This window comes from Haloarcula amylolytica JCM 13557, assembly GCF_000336615.1.
In the GTDB taxonomy this organism is placed as follows: Archaea; Halobacteriota; Halobacteria; order Halobacteriales; family Haloarculaceae; genus Haloarcula; species Haloarcula amylolytica.
On record NZ_AOLW01000022.1, the window covers coordinates 1 to 18,002 of the forward strand.

18 protein-coding genes are annotated in these 18,002 nt (G+C 64.6%); 9 read left to right on the forward strand and 9 right to left on the reverse strand.

What is annotated here, in order from left to right; translation table 11 throughout:
• The first annotated feature begins 140 nt into the window (after nt 1-140).
• From C442_RS11565 to C442_RS11575, 3 genes are all read left to right on the forward strand, one after another.
• The gene (locus C442_RS11565; protein WP_008310638.1) at nt 141-653 is read left to right on the forward strand and encodes a gamma carbonic anhydrase family protein; all 513 of its coding nucleotides are present in this window, start codon (nt 141-143) and stop codon (nt 651-653) included.
• Nucleotides 654-721: 68 nt separating this feature from the next.
• Nucleotides 722-2,668, forward strand: a complete 1,947-nt coding sequence (locus tag C442_RS11570) for an ICP22 family protein (protein ID WP_008310641.1) — start codon at nt 722-724, stop codon at nt 2,666-2,668.
• A gap of 83 nt (nt 2,669-2,751) precedes the next feature.
• Nucleotides 2,752-3,225, forward strand: coding sequence for a peroxiredoxin (locus C442_RS11575; RefSeq protein ID WP_008310643.1), 474 nt, complete (start codon nt 2,752-2,754; stop codon nt 3,223-3,225).
• A 51-nt stretch (nt 3,226-3,276) separates the two neighbouring features.
• Here C442_RS11575 and C442_RS11580 read toward each other — a convergent pair whose 3' ends face one another.
• The 6 genes from C442_RS11580 to C442_RS11600 all read right to left on the reverse strand — a co-directional run bounded on the left by C442_RS11580 (nt 3,277) and on the right by C442_RS11600 (nt 7,871).
• A complete protein-coding gene (locus C442_RS11580) occupies nt 3,277-4,314 on the reverse strand; it encodes a dipeptide epimerase (RefSeq protein ID WP_008310645.1) in 1,038 nt (345 codons plus the stop codon).
• Nucleotides 4,311-5,321: a DUF1611 domain-containing protein gene (locus tag C442_RS11585; RefSeq protein WP_008310648.1), complete on the reverse strand. Its 1,011-nt coding sequence runs from the start codon at nt 5,319-5,321 to the stop codon at nt 4,311-4,313. Before C442_RS11585 ends, C442_RS11580 begins: the two co-directional genes overlap by 4 nt.
• 74 nt (nt 5,322-5,395) lie before the next feature.
• Complete coding sequence (locus C442_RS11590; protein WP_049942958.1) at nt 5,396-6,289, reverse strand: Vms1/Ankzf1 family peptidyl-tRNA hydrolase; 894 nt, start codon at nt 6,287-6,289, stop codon at nt 5,396-5,398.
• A gap of 71 nt (nt 6,290-6,360) precedes the next feature.
• Nucleotides 6,361-7,026, reverse strand: coding sequence for a helix-turn-helix domain-containing protein (locus tag C442_RS11595; RefSeq protein ID WP_008310652.1), 666 nt, complete (start codon nt 7,024-7,026; stop codon nt 6,361-6,363).
• Nucleotides 7,027-7,228: 202 nt separating this feature from the next.
• Nucleotides 7,229-7,366, reverse strand: coding sequence for a hypothetical protein (locus C442_RS21825; protein WP_161606626.1), 138 nt, complete (start codon nt 7,364-7,366; stop codon nt 7,229-7,231).
• A gap of 139 nt (nt 7,367-7,505) precedes the next feature.
• A complete protein-coding gene (locus C442_RS11600; RefSeq protein ID WP_008310655.1) occupies nt 7,506-7,871 on the reverse strand; it encodes a DUF5802 family protein in 366 nt (121 codons plus the stop codon).
• Between the two features lie 149 nt (nt 7,872-8,020).
• Between C442_RS11600 and C442_RS11605 the strand changes: the two genes are divergently transcribed.
• From C442_RS11605 to C442_RS11615, 3 genes are all read left to right on the forward strand, one after another.
• Entirely contained in the window at nt 8,021-8,665 is a 645-nt protein-coding gene (locus C442_RS11605) for a DUF1405 domain-containing protein (protein ID WP_049942959.1), read from the forward strand.
• A 96-nt stretch (nt 8,666-8,761) separates the two neighbouring features.
• Nucleotides 8,762-10,006, forward strand: a complete 1,245-nt coding sequence (locus C442_RS11610) for a hypothetical protein (protein WP_008310657.1) — start codon at nt 8,762-8,764, stop codon at nt 10,004-10,006.
• Nucleotides 10,007-10,075: 69 nt separating this feature from the next.
• Nucleotides 10,076-10,723: an ArsR/SmtB family transcription factor gene (locus C442_RS11615; RefSeq protein WP_008310658.1), complete on the forward strand. Its 648-nt coding sequence runs from the start codon at nt 10,076-10,078 to the stop codon at nt 10,721-10,723.
• A gap of 30 nt (nt 10,724-10,753) precedes the next feature.
• Here the strand turns inward: C442_RS11615 and C442_RS11620 are convergent, their stop codons facing one another.
• From C442_RS11620 to C442_RS11630, 3 genes are all read right to left on the reverse strand, one after another.
• Nucleotides 10,754-12,319: a Na+/H+ antiporter NhaC family protein gene (locus C442_RS11620; RefSeq protein WP_008310659.1), complete on the reverse strand. Its 1,566-nt coding sequence runs from the start codon at nt 12,317-12,319 to the stop codon at nt 10,754-10,756.
• Nucleotides 12,320-12,672: 353 nt separating this feature from the next.
• Nucleotides 12,673-13,182: a hypothetical protein gene (locus tag C442_RS11625; protein WP_008310660.1), complete on the reverse strand. Its 510-nt coding sequence runs from the start codon at nt 13,180-13,182 to the stop codon at nt 12,673-12,675.
• A 73-nt stretch (nt 13,183-13,255) separates the two neighbouring features.
• Nucleotides 13,256-13,855, reverse strand: coding sequence for a DUF5789 family protein (locus C442_RS11630; RefSeq protein WP_008310661.1), 600 nt, complete (start codon nt 13,853-13,855; stop codon nt 13,256-13,258).
• 194 nt (nt 13,856-14,049) lie between these two features.
• On the opposite strand from C442_RS11630, the gene gatD reads away from it, so the two are divergent.
• From gatD to C442_RS11645, 3 genes are all read left to right on the forward strand, one after another.
• A complete protein-coding gene (gene gatD, locus C442_RS11635) occupies nt 14,050-15,297 on the forward strand; it encodes a Glu-tRNA(Gln) amidotransferase subunit GatD (protein ID WP_008310662.1) in 1,248 nt (415 codons plus the stop codon).
• Between the two features lie 96 nt (nt 15,298-15,393).
• On the forward strand, nt 15,394-16,284 hold the full coding sequence (locus tag C442_RS11640) for a GNAT family N-acetyltransferase (RefSeq protein WP_008310664.1): 891 nt from the start codon (nt 15,394-15,396) through the stop codon (nt 16,282-16,284).
• A 51-nt stretch (nt 16,285-16,335) separates the two neighbouring features.
• Nucleotides 16,336-17,991 (forward strand): histidine kinase N-terminal 7TM domain-containing protein, encoded by a 1,656-nt coding sequence (locus C442_RS11645; protein ID WP_008310666.1) that lies wholly within the window; start codon nt 16,336-16,338, stop codon nt 17,989-17,991.
• Nucleotides 17,992-18,002: the final 11 nt, after the last annotated feature.

Below are 18,002 nucleotides of genomic sequence, written 5' to 3' on the forward strand. Positions count from 1 at the left end.
GGCTGAGTGAGGCTACAGGCGAAGCTGCCGGGTTGTCGGCTTCATCCACACCCCTGAAGGGGTGGGCTTTCGCCTTGCTCCCGCTGTAACACCCCGTTCTGACCGGTATCTTTTCGAGCCGCCGACACGATGGGAGCAGTATGGACAGCCGAGAGTACGCGTTCGAGGGAGCCACGCCGAACATCCACGGATACGCCCACGTCAGCCGCGAGGCGACGCTGGTGGGCGACGTCACTGTCGGCCCGAACGCGAACGTCTGGCCCGGCGTCGTGTTGCGCGGCGACGTGGCCCCCGTCGAGGTGGGCCGCGAATCGGCGATCGGTGACGGGGCCATCGTCCACGCATCGACCGTCGGCGAGAAGGTGATGGTCGGCCACGGGGCCGTCCTCAACGACGCGGCGGTCAAGGACGGCGCGCTCGTTGGCTTCAACTCCACGGTCAGTGACGCCACCATCGGCGAGGGCTCCATCGTCGCGATGGGAACGGTCGTCCCGCCGGGCTACGAGGTCCCCGCCGAGTCGTTCGTCCGCGGGAGCCCAGCCACGGTGACACCGCTGTCCGAGACAACAATCGACCCCAACGAGGTGTTCGAGGCGTTCAGCTCCGGCGATTACGCCAACCTCGCGGCCCGCCACGAGGACCTGTTCGAGTAACACCGAGTATCAACGCTGGAAACGCACGACGGGTCACTTATAGTGGAAGAGCCCACACAGTACCGAGCATGGACGATATCGTCGACCTAGTGACCCGGTCGCTCGCCGACGACACTGCCGCGGAGTTCACTGAGCGGGTCGACGAACAGGCGATGCAGCTCCGGAGAGCCATCGAGGCCGGGGAGTTCGACAACGAAGCGTTCTCCGTCGGCCTGGAGATCGAACTGTACGCCATCAACGCGGAGCCGGACCCACCCGAGCCAGACGAGGAAGCAGACGACGAGGGAGTCGCCGAAGAAGACCTCGACGACGACCTGAGCGGATCGGGCGGGGCGGCCTGGAGCGGGTCGCTCGACGCGCCGGCGGAGCCAGAAGACGGCGCTGGCGCATCACTGGAACCAAATGGCGACGGGCCGTCGCTGGAGCCAGACGAGGGCGACCCGCTGGAACCAGCCGGCGGTGAGTCACTGGACCAGAACGCCGGCGAAACCGCTGCCGAGTCCGAGGATTCGTTCGGTCCCGGAGAGGGACCGTCGCTCGACATCGACCCGGACAGCCCGCTGGCCGAGGACGAACCGGAGACGCCAGAGAAGGAGGAGGCCGAACCGGCCGTCGAGTCGTCAGTCGAGGAAGAAAGTGACGAGCCGTACATGGACCCCGAGGACTGGGAGGGGCGGCTGACCCGCCTGCCCGACGTGGTGTTCGAGGGCGAGGCCAACAAGGAACTTGGCCTGCACAACGCCGAGGTCAACACCGAACCGAACAGCTTCGACCAGACCGGGATGGAGGTCCAGACGACGGCGGTGGAGATGCAGACGAAACAGGCCCGCCAGCAGGCGAGCAAGCACAACTGCGAACTCGTCCTCGACGCGATGTGGACCATCCCGCCCGAGGAGGGCAGCGAGCAGTACCTCTCGGCACACGAGACGAACGACGGCGTCGTCCTCGCGGACAACATGCGGCAGGCCCCCAGATACGTGGCGCTGGACAACGAGGCGCTGGACCACGCCGGCGGCAGCATCGACTTCGACGTGCCGGGGTACAGCGGGTCGTTCCCGACCATTCTGTTCGAGTCGCTGGCCACCTCGATCCAGCCTCACCTCCAGGTTCCGGACGCCGAGGCGTTCACCGAGTACTACAACGCCGCGATCCGGACGCTCGGGCCGCTGCTCGCGCTCTCGGTGAACTCGCCGTTCCTCCCGGCGGATATGTACGGCGACACCGACGGCGAGTGGCTCTGTGCGAACACGCACCACGAACTCCGCATCGCGGCCTTCGAGCAGTCGGTCAACACCAGCGAGAACCCGAAGGTCCGGGTGCCGCGGGACCTCGACGACACGACGGACGTTGTCGGCCGCGTCGTCGACGACGACCAGTTTGCCCCGTTCCTCCGGGAGTTCCTGCACGACGACGAGCGAACGGCGTTCGAAGACGAGTTCTGGGAGTTCGACCACAAGCGCGGGACCTACTGGCGCTGGCTCCGCTGTGTCGTCGGCGGGACGCCCGTCGACGGGGCCAGCACGGAGAAGTCGCTCCGCATCGAGTACCGCCCGCTGCCGACCCAGCCCCACGCCAAAGACATGATCGGACTGCAGGCGCTGACGGTCGGTCTCATCCGCGGGCTGGTCGTCGCCGACCATCCCGCCGCGGAACTGCCCTGGCAGGAAGCCAGGCGGAGCTTCTACAGCGCCGCAGCAGACGGCTCCGACGCGGACCTGTCCTGGGTGACAGCGGGGGGCGAGCGGACGGCCGACCACGACGAGATCTACGACGAAATCTTCCAGTACGCCCGTCTGGGGCTGGCCGAGCAGGGCGTGCCCGAGGCTCGCATCGACGAGTATCTCGACCCGATTGAAGCCCGCTACGAGGCCGGCATGACCCCGAGCGACTGGAAGATCGACCGGGTTCGACAGTCCCTCGATGCGGGTGATGACCTCTCGTCAGCCATCCAGTCGATGCAGCGGGACTACATCGAGGCGAGCCGCGAGCACCACTCCTTCGACGAGTGGGTGTAAGCGACCAGTCTCACGGCGAACCGGAGTCGGCACCCCTGCCGGATGGCGGGTATTTATTCGGGTGACGCCGTTATATTCGGGTGATGGTATCCACAGGCGACACAGCGCCGGACATCTCGGCGACAATCGCGAACGGTGAGGTAGCGGACTTCGAACTGAGCGACCACCTGGGCGACGGGCCGGTCGTGCTCGCCTTCTTCCCGGGCGCGTTCACGCCGCCGTGCTCCAACGAGATGGTGGCCCTGCAGGAGCACCTCGGGGACTTCCACGACGCCGGCGCGACGGTGCTCGGCCTCAGCGCCGACTCGGCGTTCTCGCTGAACTCCTTCCGTGACGAGCACGGTCTGGAGTTCGACCTGGTCAGCGACATGGGCCGGTCGGCGATTCAGGACTACGACCTCGAAATCGACATCGAAGACCTCGGGCTGCTCGGCGTCGCGAACCGCGCCGTGTTCGTCGTCGACGACGACGGCGAAGTCGCCTATAGCTGGGTCGCCGACGACCCGACCAACGAGCCGGACTACGACGAACTGCTGGACGCCGTCGAGTCGGCGTAAACGGGCCACATAATACTCCGAACCGGATTTTTTATCGGTACTGTCTCACAGCTACGCGTCTCGCGCCCGCCGAACGCCGGTACCGGCCGACACCGCAGTGAGGTCGAACACGGCACCGTCGAGCGGCACACCGGCGTAAGGGTCCGATGCCAACAGGAGCGCCCCGTCGAGGTCGACGTAGTCGACGAGCGGCGCGAGGTGGACCGCCGCGGCGATGCTGGCGTTCGACTCGACCATGCAGCCGAGCATCGAGTCGAGGCCGTGCGCGTCGGCGGCGTGGAGGAGCCGCATTGCGGGCCGGAGGCCGCCGCATTTGACCAGTTTGGCGTTGACGATGTCGCAGGCGTCGGCGACCCGCGGCACGTCCGACGCGGTAACGCAGGACTCGTCGGCCGCGACGGGGATCTCGGTCGCGTCGGTCACGCGGCGAAGACCGCCGATGTCGTCGGCGTCGACCGGCTGTTCCAGCATCGTGACGCCGGCGTCGGCGAGCCAGTCCGCCTTGTCGATAGCCTCCTCGGGCGTCCAGGCGGCGTTGGCGTCGACGCGTACCTCGGCGTCGGGGGCCGCGTCCCGGACCGCGTCCAGTCGCGCTCGGTCGTCGTCGGTTCCGAGTTTGACCTTCAGACGGCCGAAGCCGCTGTCGGCCGCCGTCCCGGCTTTCTCGGCCATCCGCTCGGGCGTGTCGATGCCGACCGTATAGGTGGTCGGCGGGACCGCGTCGGGGTCGAGCCCCCACTGGCGGTACAGCGGCAGGTCCAGGCTCCGAGCGGCGAGGTCGTGGACGGCGATGGAGAGTGCCGTCCGGGCGGCGGGCTGGTCCGGCGCTCGCTCGCCGAGTTCTCGTTCAATACGCTGCTGGGCGTGCGGGTCGCCGATTCGGGCGACAACCTCACAGAGCGATGGCAGCGTTTCGGCCACCGACGCCGCACTCTCGTCGTAGTACGCCGACGGCGTGACGGCCCCGATTCCGGTGGTTCCCTCGTAGGTGAGTTCGACCACGACGGTTTCGCTGGTCTCACTGGTCTCCCGCGAGATTCCGAACGGGTTCGATAGCGGCAGGTCGTAGCGGTCGGCGCTCCAGTTCATAGGATGGCGTCCAGTATCTCGTCTGAGACGCCGTGGCGGACGGGGTCAGTCGCCGGCACGTCCAGCGCGTCGCTGTACCCCGCGACAGCATCCGCGGCCTCGCTGTCGTCGAGATGGCGCGTGTTCAGCATCCCCGCGACGACTGACGCGTCCGAGATGGGCGCGGCCAGCCGCTCGTAGATGTCGACGTACTCGGGGAGCGGCGGAATGTCGAAGGACTCGTAGCCGTGAATCCGCTCCCGGCCGGCCTCGTGACACATGACGAGCGCGTCGGGGGCCGACCCGTGGAGGATGCTCGTCGTCACGCCCGAATAGGCCGGGTGGGCAAGCGCGCCCTGGCCTTCGACCACGAGGAGGTCCGCGGCCTGTGCTTCTTCGACCAGCCGTTCCACCGCACCGGCCGCGTAGTCGGCGATGACGCGGTCGACGACGATGCCCCGGCCGGAGATGGCGATGCCGGTCTGCCCGGTCGGGACGACGGCCGCGTCGAGGCCGCGCTCCCGTGCTGCGTCACGAATCTCGAACGAGGCGGTCATCTTCCCCGTCGAGCAGTCGGTGCCGACGGTCGTCACGACCGTCGCGTCCACGTCGCCGGCGGTCCCCGCCGCCACGGTCAGGTCTTCGGGCGGCTTGCGGAGGTCGTGCAGTTCGGCGTCGTGGTCGTCGGCGAGGCGAGCGAACTCCTCGTCGTCGGCCAGGAAGTAGTGCAGTCCCGAGTACACGTCACAGCCGCGTTCGAGCGCTGTTCGCACGTCGTCGCGCCAGGACTCGTCGAACTCGCCGCCGATGGGCGAGATGCCGATGACGAGCGCGTCGACGTCGGGTGCGTCGGCCATCGACGCGACGATTGGGGCGTCCTGCACGTCCGCCAGCGAGTCGTGGACGCGCTGGCCGGCCCGCTCGCGGTCGACGAGTGCTCGTACTTCCCGGTCGCCGTACCGCAACAGCCCGACAGCCGTCTTGGCTCGGTCGGGGAAGGCGTCGTGTGTCAGAATGGCTACGGCCATAGCCGGACAGAATCGCCGCCCCGCGAAAAAGCTACGGAACCGGCACCGACGGAGCTGGGATAGACGAGCCCGAACTACGGCACGCGCAACCGAACCGTCCACAGCGACCGGACGGCGTCGTCGAGCGCGTCGTCCGGCTCCCCGGTCGCGTCGACCGGCTTCGTCGCCGTCGCGAGGGCCTCGAACTCGTGGATGACCGATCCCTCGCCGACGACGTACAGCCGGTCGGGCGACACCTCCTCGATAGCTGCCCGACAGCGGTCGAGATGGGAGTCGATCTGCTGGTCCCGGAGCCGCTCGAACCGGCTCTGTGAGAAGCCGCCCTTCGAGTGCTGGCTTTTCAGCTCCGAGTCGAAGCCGTGGAAGGCAGCCTGCTCCCGGCCGTCGTACTCGCCCAGGGCGAACAGGTCGGAACGGACCAGCGCGACGACGTGTTTACCGGTCGGTTCGAACCACGACCGCTCCAGTCGAACGGCGTCGGCCCACTCGGTGAACGGCGACGGCGGCGCGGGGACGGACAGACACGCCGACAGGAGGCCTGCGTCATCCGTAACAGCTAGGCACGGCGCGGCGCTGGCGACCAGCGACGCGCGGTCGCCGAAGGCCTCCCGGACCGGGGCAGGGAGGGAGTGCTCCCCGTCGACGTAGGCGGTAAAGACGCCTTCCGGCTCCGTCTCGACAGATTCCAGCCTGTCGAGGACCTCACTCAGCCGCGCCCTGCTGAGTGTCTCCTCGGTCCGGAACGTCGATTCGCCTTCTTCGTCCTGTAACCGCTCGACGCGGTCTTGGAGTTCGGCGACGCGGTCCTCCAGCCGGTTGACCTCGGCCTCGGCCCGCTGGCGCTCGGTCGCTGCGTCGGCGCGGCGCTCTTTCTCGGCGTCAAGCTGTCGTTCGAGGTGATGGTTCTCCTCTTCGAGTTCGGCCACCCGCTCTTTCAGCGACGCTCTGCCCAGCAACCGGTCAAGCATCGACTGGATGGCGGACGGGAACAGGCTTAAAAGTGGCTTCCCGGACCGCCACTGCAGCGAGAAGCCGTCGGTCAATCTGGCGTTTCGCTGTCATCCCGCAGGGACGAGATGATGAGTCGCTTGATGCCGCGTCGGAGGAGCCCGCTGGCTGCCGGCTGAGAGATATCCAGATCGGCGGCGACATCGCTGAGGGTCGCGTTCCGCGGTTCTTCGAAATATCCCGTTTCGAACGCGACGAGGAGCGCTTCTCGCTGGCTGTCGGTCAGCCCAGCGTCGGTATTCCCTAAACTGGCGTATTCGTTCACGCGCAGCAAATCGATATCAATCCCGTTCTGTTGTGCGTAGTCCCAGAGGTGAACCAGATCCGTTCGGTCGGGCATCCACACTGTCAGAATCCAGGCGCTCCCGTCGTTCTCCATGTCGAGAATGACACCGTTCGCGGAGGAAATTACAGGAGAGAGAATCTTCGCCTCGTCCGTGTACTCGAAGCTGTAGATGGCCTCGTCGTCTCGGGTTTCGATGACTCGTTCGAATTCGCCAATGGTACTGTCGTTCCGTAATCCGTCTTCGAACTGTTGGAAATCGGATGATTCGATGTGATAGAAGAATTTTCCCGATGTCGGGTCTGTTCCCGCCTCTGACACCGACCTGACTTTCGAACTTCGGTCGTGAGTAACGGTCTCCGTGAGCACTATGTCGGGGTGCTCGGCTCGGACGACCGCCGTGATATCGGTCATTGTTCTGTATAGTGGTTGGTGCGCTAAGGCGGACAAGTAGGCGTTATAACGGTAGCCGTGCGGTAGCTTAACTGGGTCGGTTGGTCGTGGTTTCTGCGCACGAGACTACGGTCAGGGTTTGCGCGTCGATACGAGCCGGTCAACCTGAGAGACCCGATCAGAAATCACCCCACTGTTCAGCACAGTCTCGCACATCGATGGTTCAGACGCGATGATTGAACAGCACGGCCCAGAGACGCTCGAACCAGCCGGCTTCGGACGACGGGGTGGTCCCTGCGGGGAGGTAGAATTTGGATTCCGTAGCTCTGTCCTGATCGTCTGCATGGTTCCGCTGTGACATACAGGTGAATAGAAGCCACCTGCCCGCATTGCTCTGTAGCTTAAGCGTATAACCTACTTATACCGGCCCGCGAGAAGTCCCCCGCTTTCTGCCCGCTCGGTGGAAGCGGAGACCGTCACCAGAGCGGGGTTTTACGCCATCAGACCGCGGTATCGGGAAGTGTCGGCGTCCCCTCCGAGATAGAGAGCAGTTGTGCGGCGTGGTCCGCTTTCGCCAGAAACACTTCTTCGAGGCTGGGCGGGTTCCGAACGTTGGCGTCCGCAAGCATCGTTTCGGGAACGACGAGTGTGTCCGCCGGGACCTGCTCGTCCCCGTGGACGGCGAAGTGCTGGGAGCCGAGTTTCATTACCAGCGGATAGTCTGTGCGTTCGACCCCCTCGCCGGAGGCGTACAACTGTTCGTTCACTCGTTCGTGCTGCTCGCGACACATCGCGGCCGCCGCGTCGTCTCTCGGTTCGACGTAGAGGCGGCCGAGGTAGTATCCGCGCGAAAACTGTTCGAACATCGGTGCAACTGAATGTGTGTCATTGACATACATAAGTGTTCGCCGGCAACCTTTTGCCGTCGTGCAAACAGCGCGGACTCAGTGGGTGGACGACGCGGTGTCGGCTCCCGTCCGACAGGGCTATGCCACGGCCGGCCCCGATTCGATCCATGAGCGAGCAGCGGGGGCCGTTGCCACGTCGGTACGCGCGGTACTACCTGGAACAGACGCCGAGTCTCGTGTGGCTGCTGGTCGTCAACGCCGTCGCGATGCTCGTCGGTATCCGGTATTACGTCGAGACAATGCCCGAGGTGTCAACGTTCCTCTGGCCGCTGTACGCCGACTCGCCGGTGGCGCTGTTCCTGATGACGCTGTCGGTTGCGACCCTCCTGCCGTTCCTCGGCAAGTCACTCGACGAGGTGCCGCTGACGGTGCCGCTCGCGTACCTCCACACTATTGCGCTGGTCTGGCTGATCAAGATGGGGCTGTGGACCGTCGTGGCGTTAAACATCGGCTTCGACGCCTACTTCCCCGCCCCGTGGGCGTATTTCGGCATCATCGTCACCCATCTCGGGTTCGTTGCCGAGGGGCTGTTAGTCCCTCACTACGCCCGGACGACGAGGGGCGCGCTCGTGACTGCGCTGGTTCTGGCACTCGGCAACGACGTGCTCGATTACGGCTTCGGGTATCATCCGCCGTTGCGGTACGACCCAGGCCTCGTGTTACCGCTCGCCACCGTCGCGCTCTCGGTGCTGTCGGTAGTGATCGCCTGGCGGCTGCTGCCGATGGTCGCACCGACACAGAAGACAGCTTAAACACTCTTGGACTATCTGCGATTGTTTCAGGCGTCTGTGAACGACACGAACGAAGGCGTTTCTTTTTGATGTGGGAGGGTAGAGGTATGGATAGGAATGAGCCCACGCCAGGCCACGCTCCTCACAGTGCTGGTCATCGTCGGGACTGTCGCTGTCGGCCTCCCGGCCGTGACAGCGCAGGAGACCGCGACGGAGACAGTGGCCACGCAGAACGACTCTGCCAACGGGATGGGAACGCAACTCACGGCGTTCCTGCAGTCGAACTCTGCCGCCGCAAACGACACGGTCGAGAACGGGATGTGGCGGTCGGCGTACAACCAATCGAACGGAACTGAACGAGCCGAACTGGTCACGGAGCGAGCCGGCTCGCTCGAACGCCGGCTCGAACGGCTTCAGGAGCGCAACGCCACGCTCGAACAGCGATACGAGAACGGAAACATCAGTGAGCAGGCGTACGTAGCTCAGCAGAGCCGGCTCACGGCGGAGATCGCGGGCCTACAGACCGCGATTAACGACACCGACACGGCCGCCGAACAGACCGGTGTGAACGACACCGCACTGGAGCGACTGAAACAGAACGCAAGCAAGCTCTCCGGCCAGCAGGTCTCGTCGATTGCTCGCGGCATCGCCGGACCGCCAGAGACCGCCGGCCCAGGTGAGCAGGGACCACCGGACGACGCCGGAGTCAACCGAAGTGAGCAGGGGCCGCCGGACGGCGTTGGAACCAACCAGAGCGAACAGGGACCACCAGCCAACACGTCCGAACGGGGTGCAAACCAGAGCGAACAGGGACCGCCTGCTGACGCACCCGGACAACAACGAAACGAGAGCGACCAGGGGCCACCGGACGACGGGCCTGACGACAGCGGAAACGAAACCGGGGAGTCCACACAGGGAAACGGGGCTGAACAGGGCAACGACAGAGGCAACGGGAATGGGGACGGCAGTGACAGCGGCGACAATACCGCAGGAGACGACAGCGGTTCAGATGAAGCCGACAGTGGTGGGGAGGATGATTCAGCCGGTACATCGGACTCCGACGACAGTTCTGACAGTGGCCGTGCCGATGGCTCTGACGGAAGTTCTGACAGTGACAGTTCTGACGACAGTTCCGATGACTCTGACGGAAGTTCTGGCAGTGACGGTGCTGACGACACCTCTGATAGTAACGGTGCTGATGATTCTGGCGGCGCGTCCGGCGGTAACAACGGCAACGCGAATGACGGCGGAAAGGATAACGGGCAGGGGAACAGTGGCGGACAGGGCGGTGATGGCGGAAGCGGTCAGGGGAACGGGAACAGCGGCTCACAGAACACGTCGTGGATGGATCAGCTAGCGTAGCCGAGTGACACCAGCAAACCGCCCGACGAGAGTCATGCTTTTGAACCGTGACCCGCTACCTACGTATCGATGGACTCCGCCGAGTTACTCAATCTCCTTGGAAACGCCAACCGCCGGCGGATTCTCAAACTCCTCGCACACAAACCCTGCTACGTCACGGAAATCAGTGAATACATCGGCGTCAGCCCGAAAGCTGTCATCGACCACCTCCAGAAGCTCGAAGACGCCGGGCTCGTCGATTCCCGGACGGACGACCAGCGCCGGAAGTACTTCTCTATCGCCCGGAATCTCCGTCTGGAAGTTCGAGTCTCTCCCTACGAGTTCGGTACCAAGAGCGCCTACCCGGCAAACCCCGAGTTCGAGATGCCCTCTTGCCGCCATCTCTCGATAGACGTTGGGTCCACGTCCGACGGGGATTTTCACGACTTGGCGCGGGAACTGGAGCATCTCCAGCAGCTAGAGAACGAACTGTCGCTGGCCCAGCGATGGGTGCAGGCCCGCATGACCGACGTGCGGGACCGCATCGACTCCGGCTTCGAGAACGGCGACGGACGACTGTACGCAGAACTGGTCAGCGGGCTCGCAAACGGTATCGACACCGTTCCGGCGCTTGCTCGAGAGATAGAGGCCCCGCCGGAGATCGTCGAGGAAGCGCTCACTCGGCTTGCAGACGACGACGTGGTCGAACGGACCGACGACGGCTGGGAAATCGTCTGAACAGAACAGTAGTTCAAACAGCGGACCGTCTCAGTCCGCTTTCGACCCGTACGAACTCGGAACCTCGACCGACAGCTGTTCCGAGAGCAGGTACGTCACAGATCCGACAGCGGCCAGTCCGATCGGGAGTGCGACGTACGCCGGGACACCGTAGCCGGCCATCAGGAACAGCCCGGTTGCGACGATGCCGGCCAGCACTGCGTAGGGAATCTGGGTGTTCACATGGTCGACGTGGTCGCTCGCGGCGAACATACTCGACATCACCGTCGTGTCGGAGATGGGCGAGCAGTGGTCGCCGAACAGCGCACCGGTCAGGATCGCCGCGATGGCCGGTGCCAGCGGCGCGCCGAGCGCGTGTCCGAGCGGGATCGCGACCGGGAACAGAATACCCATCGTTCCCCAAGACGTGCCGATGCTGAAGCTGATTATGACGGCGCTGAGAAAAATGATAGCGGGCAGCATCCCGGCCGTGATAATCCCCTCACTGATGGCGACGACGTAGGGGCCGACACCCAGTGCCTGGCTCACAGCGCCGATTGACCACGCGAGCGAGAGCACCGCGACGGGGAACATCACCATTTTGAACCCCTCGAAGATGGCGTCGCTCACTTCGTCGACCGCGATGCGTGCGTGCCCGACCAGAATTGTCAGAATGACCAGACAGGCCGAGAACGAGGCCCAGACGATGGCGTCCGCAGTGGCCGCGTTCGACAGTGCGTCGGTGAGACTGCGCCCGGCGAACCCGCCGCCGGAGTAATACAGCGAGAACCCGGTCACCCCCACGAGTGCGGCGATCGGCGCGGCGAAGTACCACCACCGCGGGTCGACGTGGTCGGGCGTCACGATATCGTCCTCCTGTGTTTCCATCAGCGGGTCCGCGTTGTCGCCGAGGACTTTCCCCTCCTCTCTGGCTCTGCGTTCGGCCTTCGCCATCGGGCCGAAGTCCAGATCCGCGATGACGATGATAAAGACCATTGCGAGCGCAAGGAGACTGTAGAACCGATAGGGAATCGATTCGAGGAACAGCAGGAACGCGCTTCGGTCCACCCCGATTGTGGTCAGTTGCTCGGCGATAAGTCCGACTTCGAACCCGAGCCACGTCGAGACGACTGATATCGACGCGGTCGGTGCAGTGGTGGAGTCGAGGATATACGCCAACTTCTCGCGACTGATGTCGAACTTGTCGGTGATCGGGCGCATGACCGACCCGGTAATCATCGTCGAGGCGTACGAGTCGACGAAGATGGTCATTCCCAGTAGCGACGTGCCAAGCGCCGCCTGCCGGCGGGTCCGAATGCGCTTGACCATCTGTGACGCCAGCGCGTTCATCCCGCCGGAGAGGAAGATCATCCCCAGCATTGCCCCGATGAGGAACGTGAACAGTAGCAGTTTGACGTTGAACGGTTCGGTCACGTTATCCACGACGAACTGGAGGCTCCGGGCGGCTCCGGCGGCCGGATTCCAGCCGACGAGCACCGTCGCTCCGATCCAGATACCTGCAAACAGCGAGAGGAGTACTTGGCGAGTGAACAGCGTCAGTACAATGGCGAGCATCGCCGGAAACAGGCTGATGAGCCCGTATGTCTCTGGTGCCATGCGTTCTACTCCGGGAGTTTACATACGAGAGTTATAAGCGTTATCAACTCAAGATATCGTGTCCAAAATGCGTGAAAGTGAATCAGACGGTCAGATATTATCCATTATTCTGGAGATATAGGTTTGTTCATGCACTATATCACAAGACCAGTACAGTCGATATTACGTGACAGGGAGTCTGTCCACGTCGAAACTAGTATTGCGCACTCTTTCACACGCAGGCTCCCAGCAGAAGAGACCGGCATCGTTTGTCCGGTCGACCGATACGCGGCATACCGTACGACAGGACTATCCAGTACAGTAAGCTCAGAAGGGGCGGTCGCGGCACTGATCCAAATCTGCCGTCAAGAGAGCTACAGGTCTTTCGTCAGCCCGCTCCGCAGGTCGCGGCCGAAGTAGTGCCCGACGAGCGCGAGTACGAGGCCGACACCGCCGGCGATAGCGAACAGTCTGGTGCCGTTCAGTCCCGCGGCGAGCTGTGGGAGGAGGGACAGAACGGCCGTTGCGCCGCCGCTGACAGCGCCCGCCAGCCCGAGTTCGGCGTATCGGCGCTCGCTGGCGAGCAGTCCGTAGACGAATCCGCCAAGCAGGATGCCGACCAGTTCGGTGAACGGGACGAGCGGTATCAGCCCGCCGAGTACCATCCCGCCGCCGACCGCACCGAAAGCGAACAGCAGCGCCCGCAGTGAGAAGTAGCTCCCGCTGTCTGTCGTGGACGTTTCGGTGACAGACGTCTCCGCATCGCGCGATTCCCCGACAGCGACATCCGTCTCGACCGGTGCCGTCGTGCCGACATCGACGCCGAGGTCACTGCCCGATTTCGCGTCCGCGTCGCGGGTCCGCTCCTCGGTTCGTTCGGCCATATAGAGTGTGGAACCGCGAGCAGTATGGTCCTTGTGGGGGCCGCCGGCAGTCAGGGATACGGAGGTGTGTCGCTCAGATACCGAGCCACTCGTCGTTGCGAACCGAGTAGCCGTTCGACCGGCAGAACTTCGCCGCCTGTCGGCGGACGTCGCGGGACCCGGGAAGCGTCTCTTTCTCGTGGGTGCGCTCGATAATCCAGTCGGCGATGGCCCGAATACCTTCGTCGTCGTCATCCGCGTCGATAGCCCGCAGTTCCCGGAACGTCCGCTCGTAGCCGTCGCGCTGTGAGGCGCCAAAGGACGCGCTCTGGTGCTCGTCGGCGGCCTCCACGACGCGTTTCATCGCCCCCGCTACGGTCGGCCGCTGGACCCGCGTCCGGACCTCGGCCGGCGAGTCGAACGACTCGATCTTCGCATCGGGCAAGAGGTCCGCAACGGTGTACGTCCCGTCGACCGACTCGATCTCGTGGTCACCGACCGTAGCGACCACGTCAGCCGCTGTCGCCGGGAATTCGAGCGTATCGAGTTCCGTCTCGAAGTACGCGAGCTGCGTCGGGTCGACCGGCGGCTCGGGTTCGTCCGCGCGCTCAAGCTCCTCAGTGATAGCGCGCTCCCGCTGGCGGCGCTCCTCGTTTTGGGCCTGGGCTTCGCGGCCGTTCTTGTTGTCTGCCATACTTGTTAGATGAGTGTCTAGTGGGATAACATTGTGGTCTGGTGCCGTTTGTAACTCGCAGTAACGGACGTTGACATCCCGGGTCAGAACCACAGCGGACACCCACCCATCGACCGCTCGCCAGGTCCGGCGCGTGACCGAGAGCGCTCGTCGAAACGAGTGGGTTCAAGTCCCACCGGCGGAAAGTGCCGCGCATGAACGCAGGCGACCGGGTCCGCGTCGAGCGCGCGGCCCAGACCTACGAGGGCGTGATGCTCCCGTCGAGTACGCCCGACCACCTCGTCGTCAAACTCGACGGCGGGTACAACGTCGGCATCGACCGAGAGGACGCGTCCGTCGACGTGCTGGAATCGGACGTGTACGACGTCGAGAGCGCACAGGACGAACAGAGCCAGTCCGCCATCGAGTTCGACGACGACCTCCCGACGGTCTCGCTGATCTCCACCGGCGGCACGATTGCCTCGACGGTCGACTACCGCACCGGCGCGGTGACGGCCCAGTTCGACGCCGAGGACGTGCTTCGAGCGGTGCCGGACCTCGCGGGGATGGCGAACTACCGCGGCCGCGTCGTCGCCAACATCCTCTCGGAGAACATGACTCCGGCGGTCTGGCAGGATCTCGCGCAGGCGGTCCACGAGGAGATCGAGGCCGGCGCGGACGGCATCGTCGTCATGCACGGCACCGACACGATGCAGTACTCCGCGTCGGCGCTGTCGTTCATGCTCGACACGCCGGTCCCCATCGTCTTTACGGGCAGCCAGCGCTCGGCGGACCGACCGTCCTCGGACAACGTGATGAACGCCGTCTCCGCCGTCGAGGCCGCCACGAGCGACTGTGCGGAGGTGCTGGTCTGCATGCACGCCGACGAGTCCGACGACCGCTGTGCGCTCCATCGCGGCACTCGCGTCCGGAAGAACCACACCTCGCGCCGTGACGCTTTCGAGACGGTCGGCGCGAAGCCGCTCGGTGAGGTCGATTACGACATCGACGGTGAGAGCACAGTTACGTTCCACCGCGAATACGCCGAACGGGACGCCGTCGACCTGGCGCTGCACGACGACATCGAGACGGACGTGGAACTCCTGAAGTTCTCCCCCGGAATGGCCCCGTCGCTGCTAGAAGCCGCCGCCGAGGACAGCGAGGGCGTCGTCATCGAGGGAACCGGGCTCGGCCACGTCAACACCGACTGGATCGGGACCATCGAGGAACTCGACATCCCGCTGGTCATGACCAGCCAGTGCCTCGAAGGCCGGGTCTGTGACCGCGTCTACGACACCGGCCGGGACTTGCTCGACGCCGGCGTCATCGAGGGCGAGGACATGCTCCCCGGCACAGCGAAGGTCAAGCTCATGTGGGCGCTGGCAAACAGCGACGACGTTGCCGACGCTATGCAGGAACCCCTTGCCGGCGAGATTCAGCAGCGCTCGACGCCGTGGCTGTAGCACCGAACACGGTGTGGTAGCCTCGGCGGGACGGGCCGTTCCCGGCTGGCAAATCGACGCGACCCTTTTTTCACCGTCGCGGGAGAGTCTGCCCGTATGTCGCCGACTGTTCGGACGGCTCGTCACGACGACTACGACGATATTGTCGAACTGACAAGCGATGTCTGGGCCGACCGCGCGATGGCCGATTACATCCCCGACGTGTTCCGCGACTGGGTCGACGACGACGGCGCGGACCGGAAAACCCTCGTCGTCGACGTTGACAGTCACGCCGTCGGCCTCGCGCAGGCCGTCATGCTCACCGAGACCGAGGCGTGGTTTCAGGGCATGCGTATAGACTCGGACTACAGAGGGCAGGGATTGGGGTCGCTGCTGACCGACCACCTCATAGAATGGGCGGCCGATGCCGGCGCGTCAGTCGGCCGAAGCATGGTGTTTTCCTGGAACGAGGCCGGACTCGGGCAGTCGCTGGCTGCTGGCTTCGAGGCGGTCACGTCGTTCCGCTGGGTACACCCCGACCCGGCGGACGAGACGCCCGGGATGACTGTCAGAAACGACCCCGCGACAGCGTGGCGCTACTGGCAGGAGAGCGACGGACGAGACGTCCTGTCCGGGCTCGCGCTCGACAGCGGGGAGAGCTGGGCGCTCTCGACGCTGACGCGGGAAACGCTCGACCGGCTGGCGACTGACCAGGCGGTCCTGACCGTCGGGGATAAGCCACGCGGGATGGCGTGTCGCGTTCGGACGACCGAAGCTGACGGCGAACGGCTCTCGGAGTACGCGGTCGGGGTGTGGAGCGACGTCGACGCTGCGCGGGCGTTGTTCACTGCGATAGCCGCTGACGCAGCTATGCTCGGCGTTGACGGGACGCGGGTCCTCATCCCCGAGACACCGCGCCATGTGGCCCAGGCCGCGTACGCCAGCGGGAACATCGACGGCCGCCCGGACTTCGTGTTCGAGATAGACGGCCTCGGAGAGTTATCATAGCCGATAACGCGGACGCAACACTCATTCAAATACCCGCCCTATCACCGGTAGATGGATCTTGTTGGGAGTTCGCCGGCATTTCTCGTATACGTCGCGGCGTACGGCCTCGCGGCGGTCGGATGCGGCGTCGGGCTCTACAGAGCGACTCGCATTGAAGACCCCGATACCCGCCGCGGGATGGTCGGACTCCTGCTCTGTAGCGGCGGCTGGGCGGCGCTGCAACTCGGTTTCCTGATCACGCCCGGGACGCTTGGATACGCGTTCTACCTCGGCAGCCTCATCGTCGGTCTCGCGACGGTCGGTGCGTGGTTGTACTTCTGTTCGGCGTACACCGGGCGGGCATTCCACCGGAACCGACTATACCGTGTGGTCGCCGTGAGCGTGTACCTCGGTATCGTCACGGTGAAGCTGACCAATCCGCTTCACGGGCTCTATTTCGCCACGCAGTTCGTCTCTGACCCGTTTCCGCATCTGGCAATCACACACGGCGTGTTTCACTGGGTGGTGACGGGACTCTCCTACGCGCTCGTCACCGTCGGCTTCTTCATGCTGTTCGAACTGTTCCTCGAAGCGGACTACGACACCCGTCCGCTCGGCGTTCTGGTCGGTGTCACGGCGATCCCGGCGGTGCTTGATATCGTCGGGTACGTCAGCGATATCCTGCTCGACATCAACCACGAGCCGCTCGGCGTCGCACTGTTCGCGTTCGGTGTCCTCTACGTGTACGACGAGGCGTTTCTCGCCGTGCAGTTGACCGACGGCGTCGACGAGGCCGTCGTGTATCTCGACGATGATCGCCACATCAAGGAGTCCAACGGTGAGGCGCAACGGCTCTTCCCAGCACTGGCCGGAAGCCGCGGGCAGCAGCTTGATGCGGTGTTGCCGGCCGTTTCAGAGATACTGCAAACGGACGAGCAGATTCTCGAACGGAACCGGGACGGCGGGACGGAGTACTACCTCGTCAGCGACACCTCGTTTTCGCTGGGACAGGTCGATATCGGTCGGATGGTCGTGTTCACCGACGTGACCGAAAGCGAGCGGCGTCGCCGCGAACTCGACCGACAGAACGAGCAGTTAGAGGGGTTCGCCACTGCAATCAGGCACGAACTGCTGAACACGCTCCAGATAATCACCGGTCGGGTCTCCGTCGCCGGTGACGCCCTGAACCGCGGCAAGGTCGATCTGGCCAAAGAATCCCTCCAGTCGACGTCCGAGACGGCCGACCGGATGTCAGAAATCGTCGACGGACTCGCGACGCTGGCTCGACACGGGCAGACAATCGACGAAACGACGGCTGTCGACCTCCAGCCGGTCATCGACGGAGCCTGGGACCGTGCCGACACGAACGGCCTCACGATGGCGGCCGACGTGGAGGGACAGATAATCGCCGACCCGACTCGGTTGCGGGACCTCTTCGAGAGCGGGTTCACGTTCGCGGCGCACAACGGCGCGTCGACGGTCACCGTCGAGCGGGAGGCCGACGAGATCGTCATCACCGACGACGGGACTCCGGCGGGCGAGACGGCGGCGGAGGCCTTCTTCGAGTACGGCGGCGCGATGCCGGACGCCGAGGCCGGGATGACGCTCCCGAACCTGCGGATGCTCGCCCGGACCCACGGCTGGGACGTGACGCTCGATACCGAGTATCAGGACGGCGTTCGCATCGTCATCTCGAACGTGACGGTAGCGGGACCGCTCAAAAAGTGACCCGGCCGACA

Excerpts from the sequence above, each read along its gene's own strand:
- C442_RS11565 (WP_008310638.1), top strand. The coding sequence starts at position 141 with ATGGACAGCCGAGAGTACGCGTTCGAGGGAGCCACGCCGAACATCCAC.
- C442_RS11570 (WP_008310641.1), top strand. The coding sequence starts at position 722 with ATGGACGATATCGTCGACCTAGTGACCCGGTCGCTCGCCGACGACACT.
- C442_RS11575 (WP_008310643.1), top strand. The coding sequence starts at position 2,752 with ATGGTATCCACAGGCGACACAGCGCCGGACATCTCGGCGACAATCGCG.
- C442_RS11580 (WP_008310645.1), bottom strand. The coding sequence starts at position 4,314 with ATGAACTGGAGCGCCGACCGCTACGACCTGCCGCTATCGAACCCGTTC.
- C442_RS11585 (WP_008310648.1), bottom strand. The coding sequence starts at position 5,321 with ATGGCCGTAGCCATTCTGACACACGACGCCTTCCCCGACCGAGCCAAG.
- C442_RS11590 (WP_049942958.1), bottom strand. The coding sequence starts at position 6,289 with ATGCTTGACCGGTTGCTGGGCAGAGCGTCGCTGAAAGAGCGGGTGGCC.
- C442_RS11595 (WP_008310652.1), bottom strand. The coding sequence starts at position 7,026 with ATGACCGATATCACGGCGGTCGTCCGAGCCGAGCACCCCGACATAGTG.
- C442_RS21825 (WP_161606626.1), bottom strand. The coding sequence starts at position 7,366 with ATGTCACAGCGGAACCATGCAGACGATCAGGACAGAGCTACGGAATCC.
- C442_RS11600 (WP_008310655.1), bottom strand. The coding sequence starts at position 7,871 with ATGTTCGAACAGTTTTCGCGCGGATACTACCTCGGCCGCCTCTACGTC.
- C442_RS11605 (WP_049942959.1), top strand. The coding sequence starts at position 8,021 with ATGAGCGAGCAGCGGGGGCCGTTGCCACGTCGGTACGCGCGGTACTAC.
- C442_RS11610 (WP_008310657.1), top strand. The coding sequence starts at position 8,762 with ATGAGCCCACGCCAGGCCACGCTCCTCACAGTGCTGGTCATCGTCGGG.
- C442_RS11615 (WP_008310658.1), top strand. The coding sequence starts at position 10,076 with ATGGACTCCGCCGAGTTACTCAATCTCCTTGGAAACGCCAACCGCCGG.
- C442_RS11620 (WP_008310659.1), bottom strand. The coding sequence starts at position 12,319 with ATGGCACCAGAGACATACGGGCTCATCAGCCTGTTTCCGGCGATGCTC.
- C442_RS11625 (WP_008310660.1), bottom strand. The coding sequence starts at position 13,182 with ATGGCCGAACGAACCGAGGAGCGGACCCGCGACGCGGACGCGAAATCG.
- C442_RS11630 (WP_008310661.1), bottom strand. The coding sequence starts at position 13,855 with ATGGCAGACAACAAGAACGGCCGCGAAGCCCAGGCCCAAAACGAGGAG.
- gatD (WP_008310662.1), top strand. The coding sequence starts at position 14,050 with ATGAACGCAGGCGACCGGGTCCGCGTCGAGCGCGCGGCCCAGACCTAC.
- C442_RS11640 (WP_008310664.1), top strand. The coding sequence starts at position 15,394 with ATGTCGCCGACTGTTCGGACGGCTCGTCACGACGACTACGACGATATT.
- C442_RS11645 (WP_008310666.1), top strand. The coding sequence starts at position 16,336 with ATGGATCTTGTTGGGAGTTCGCCGGCATTTCTCGTATACGTCGCGGCG.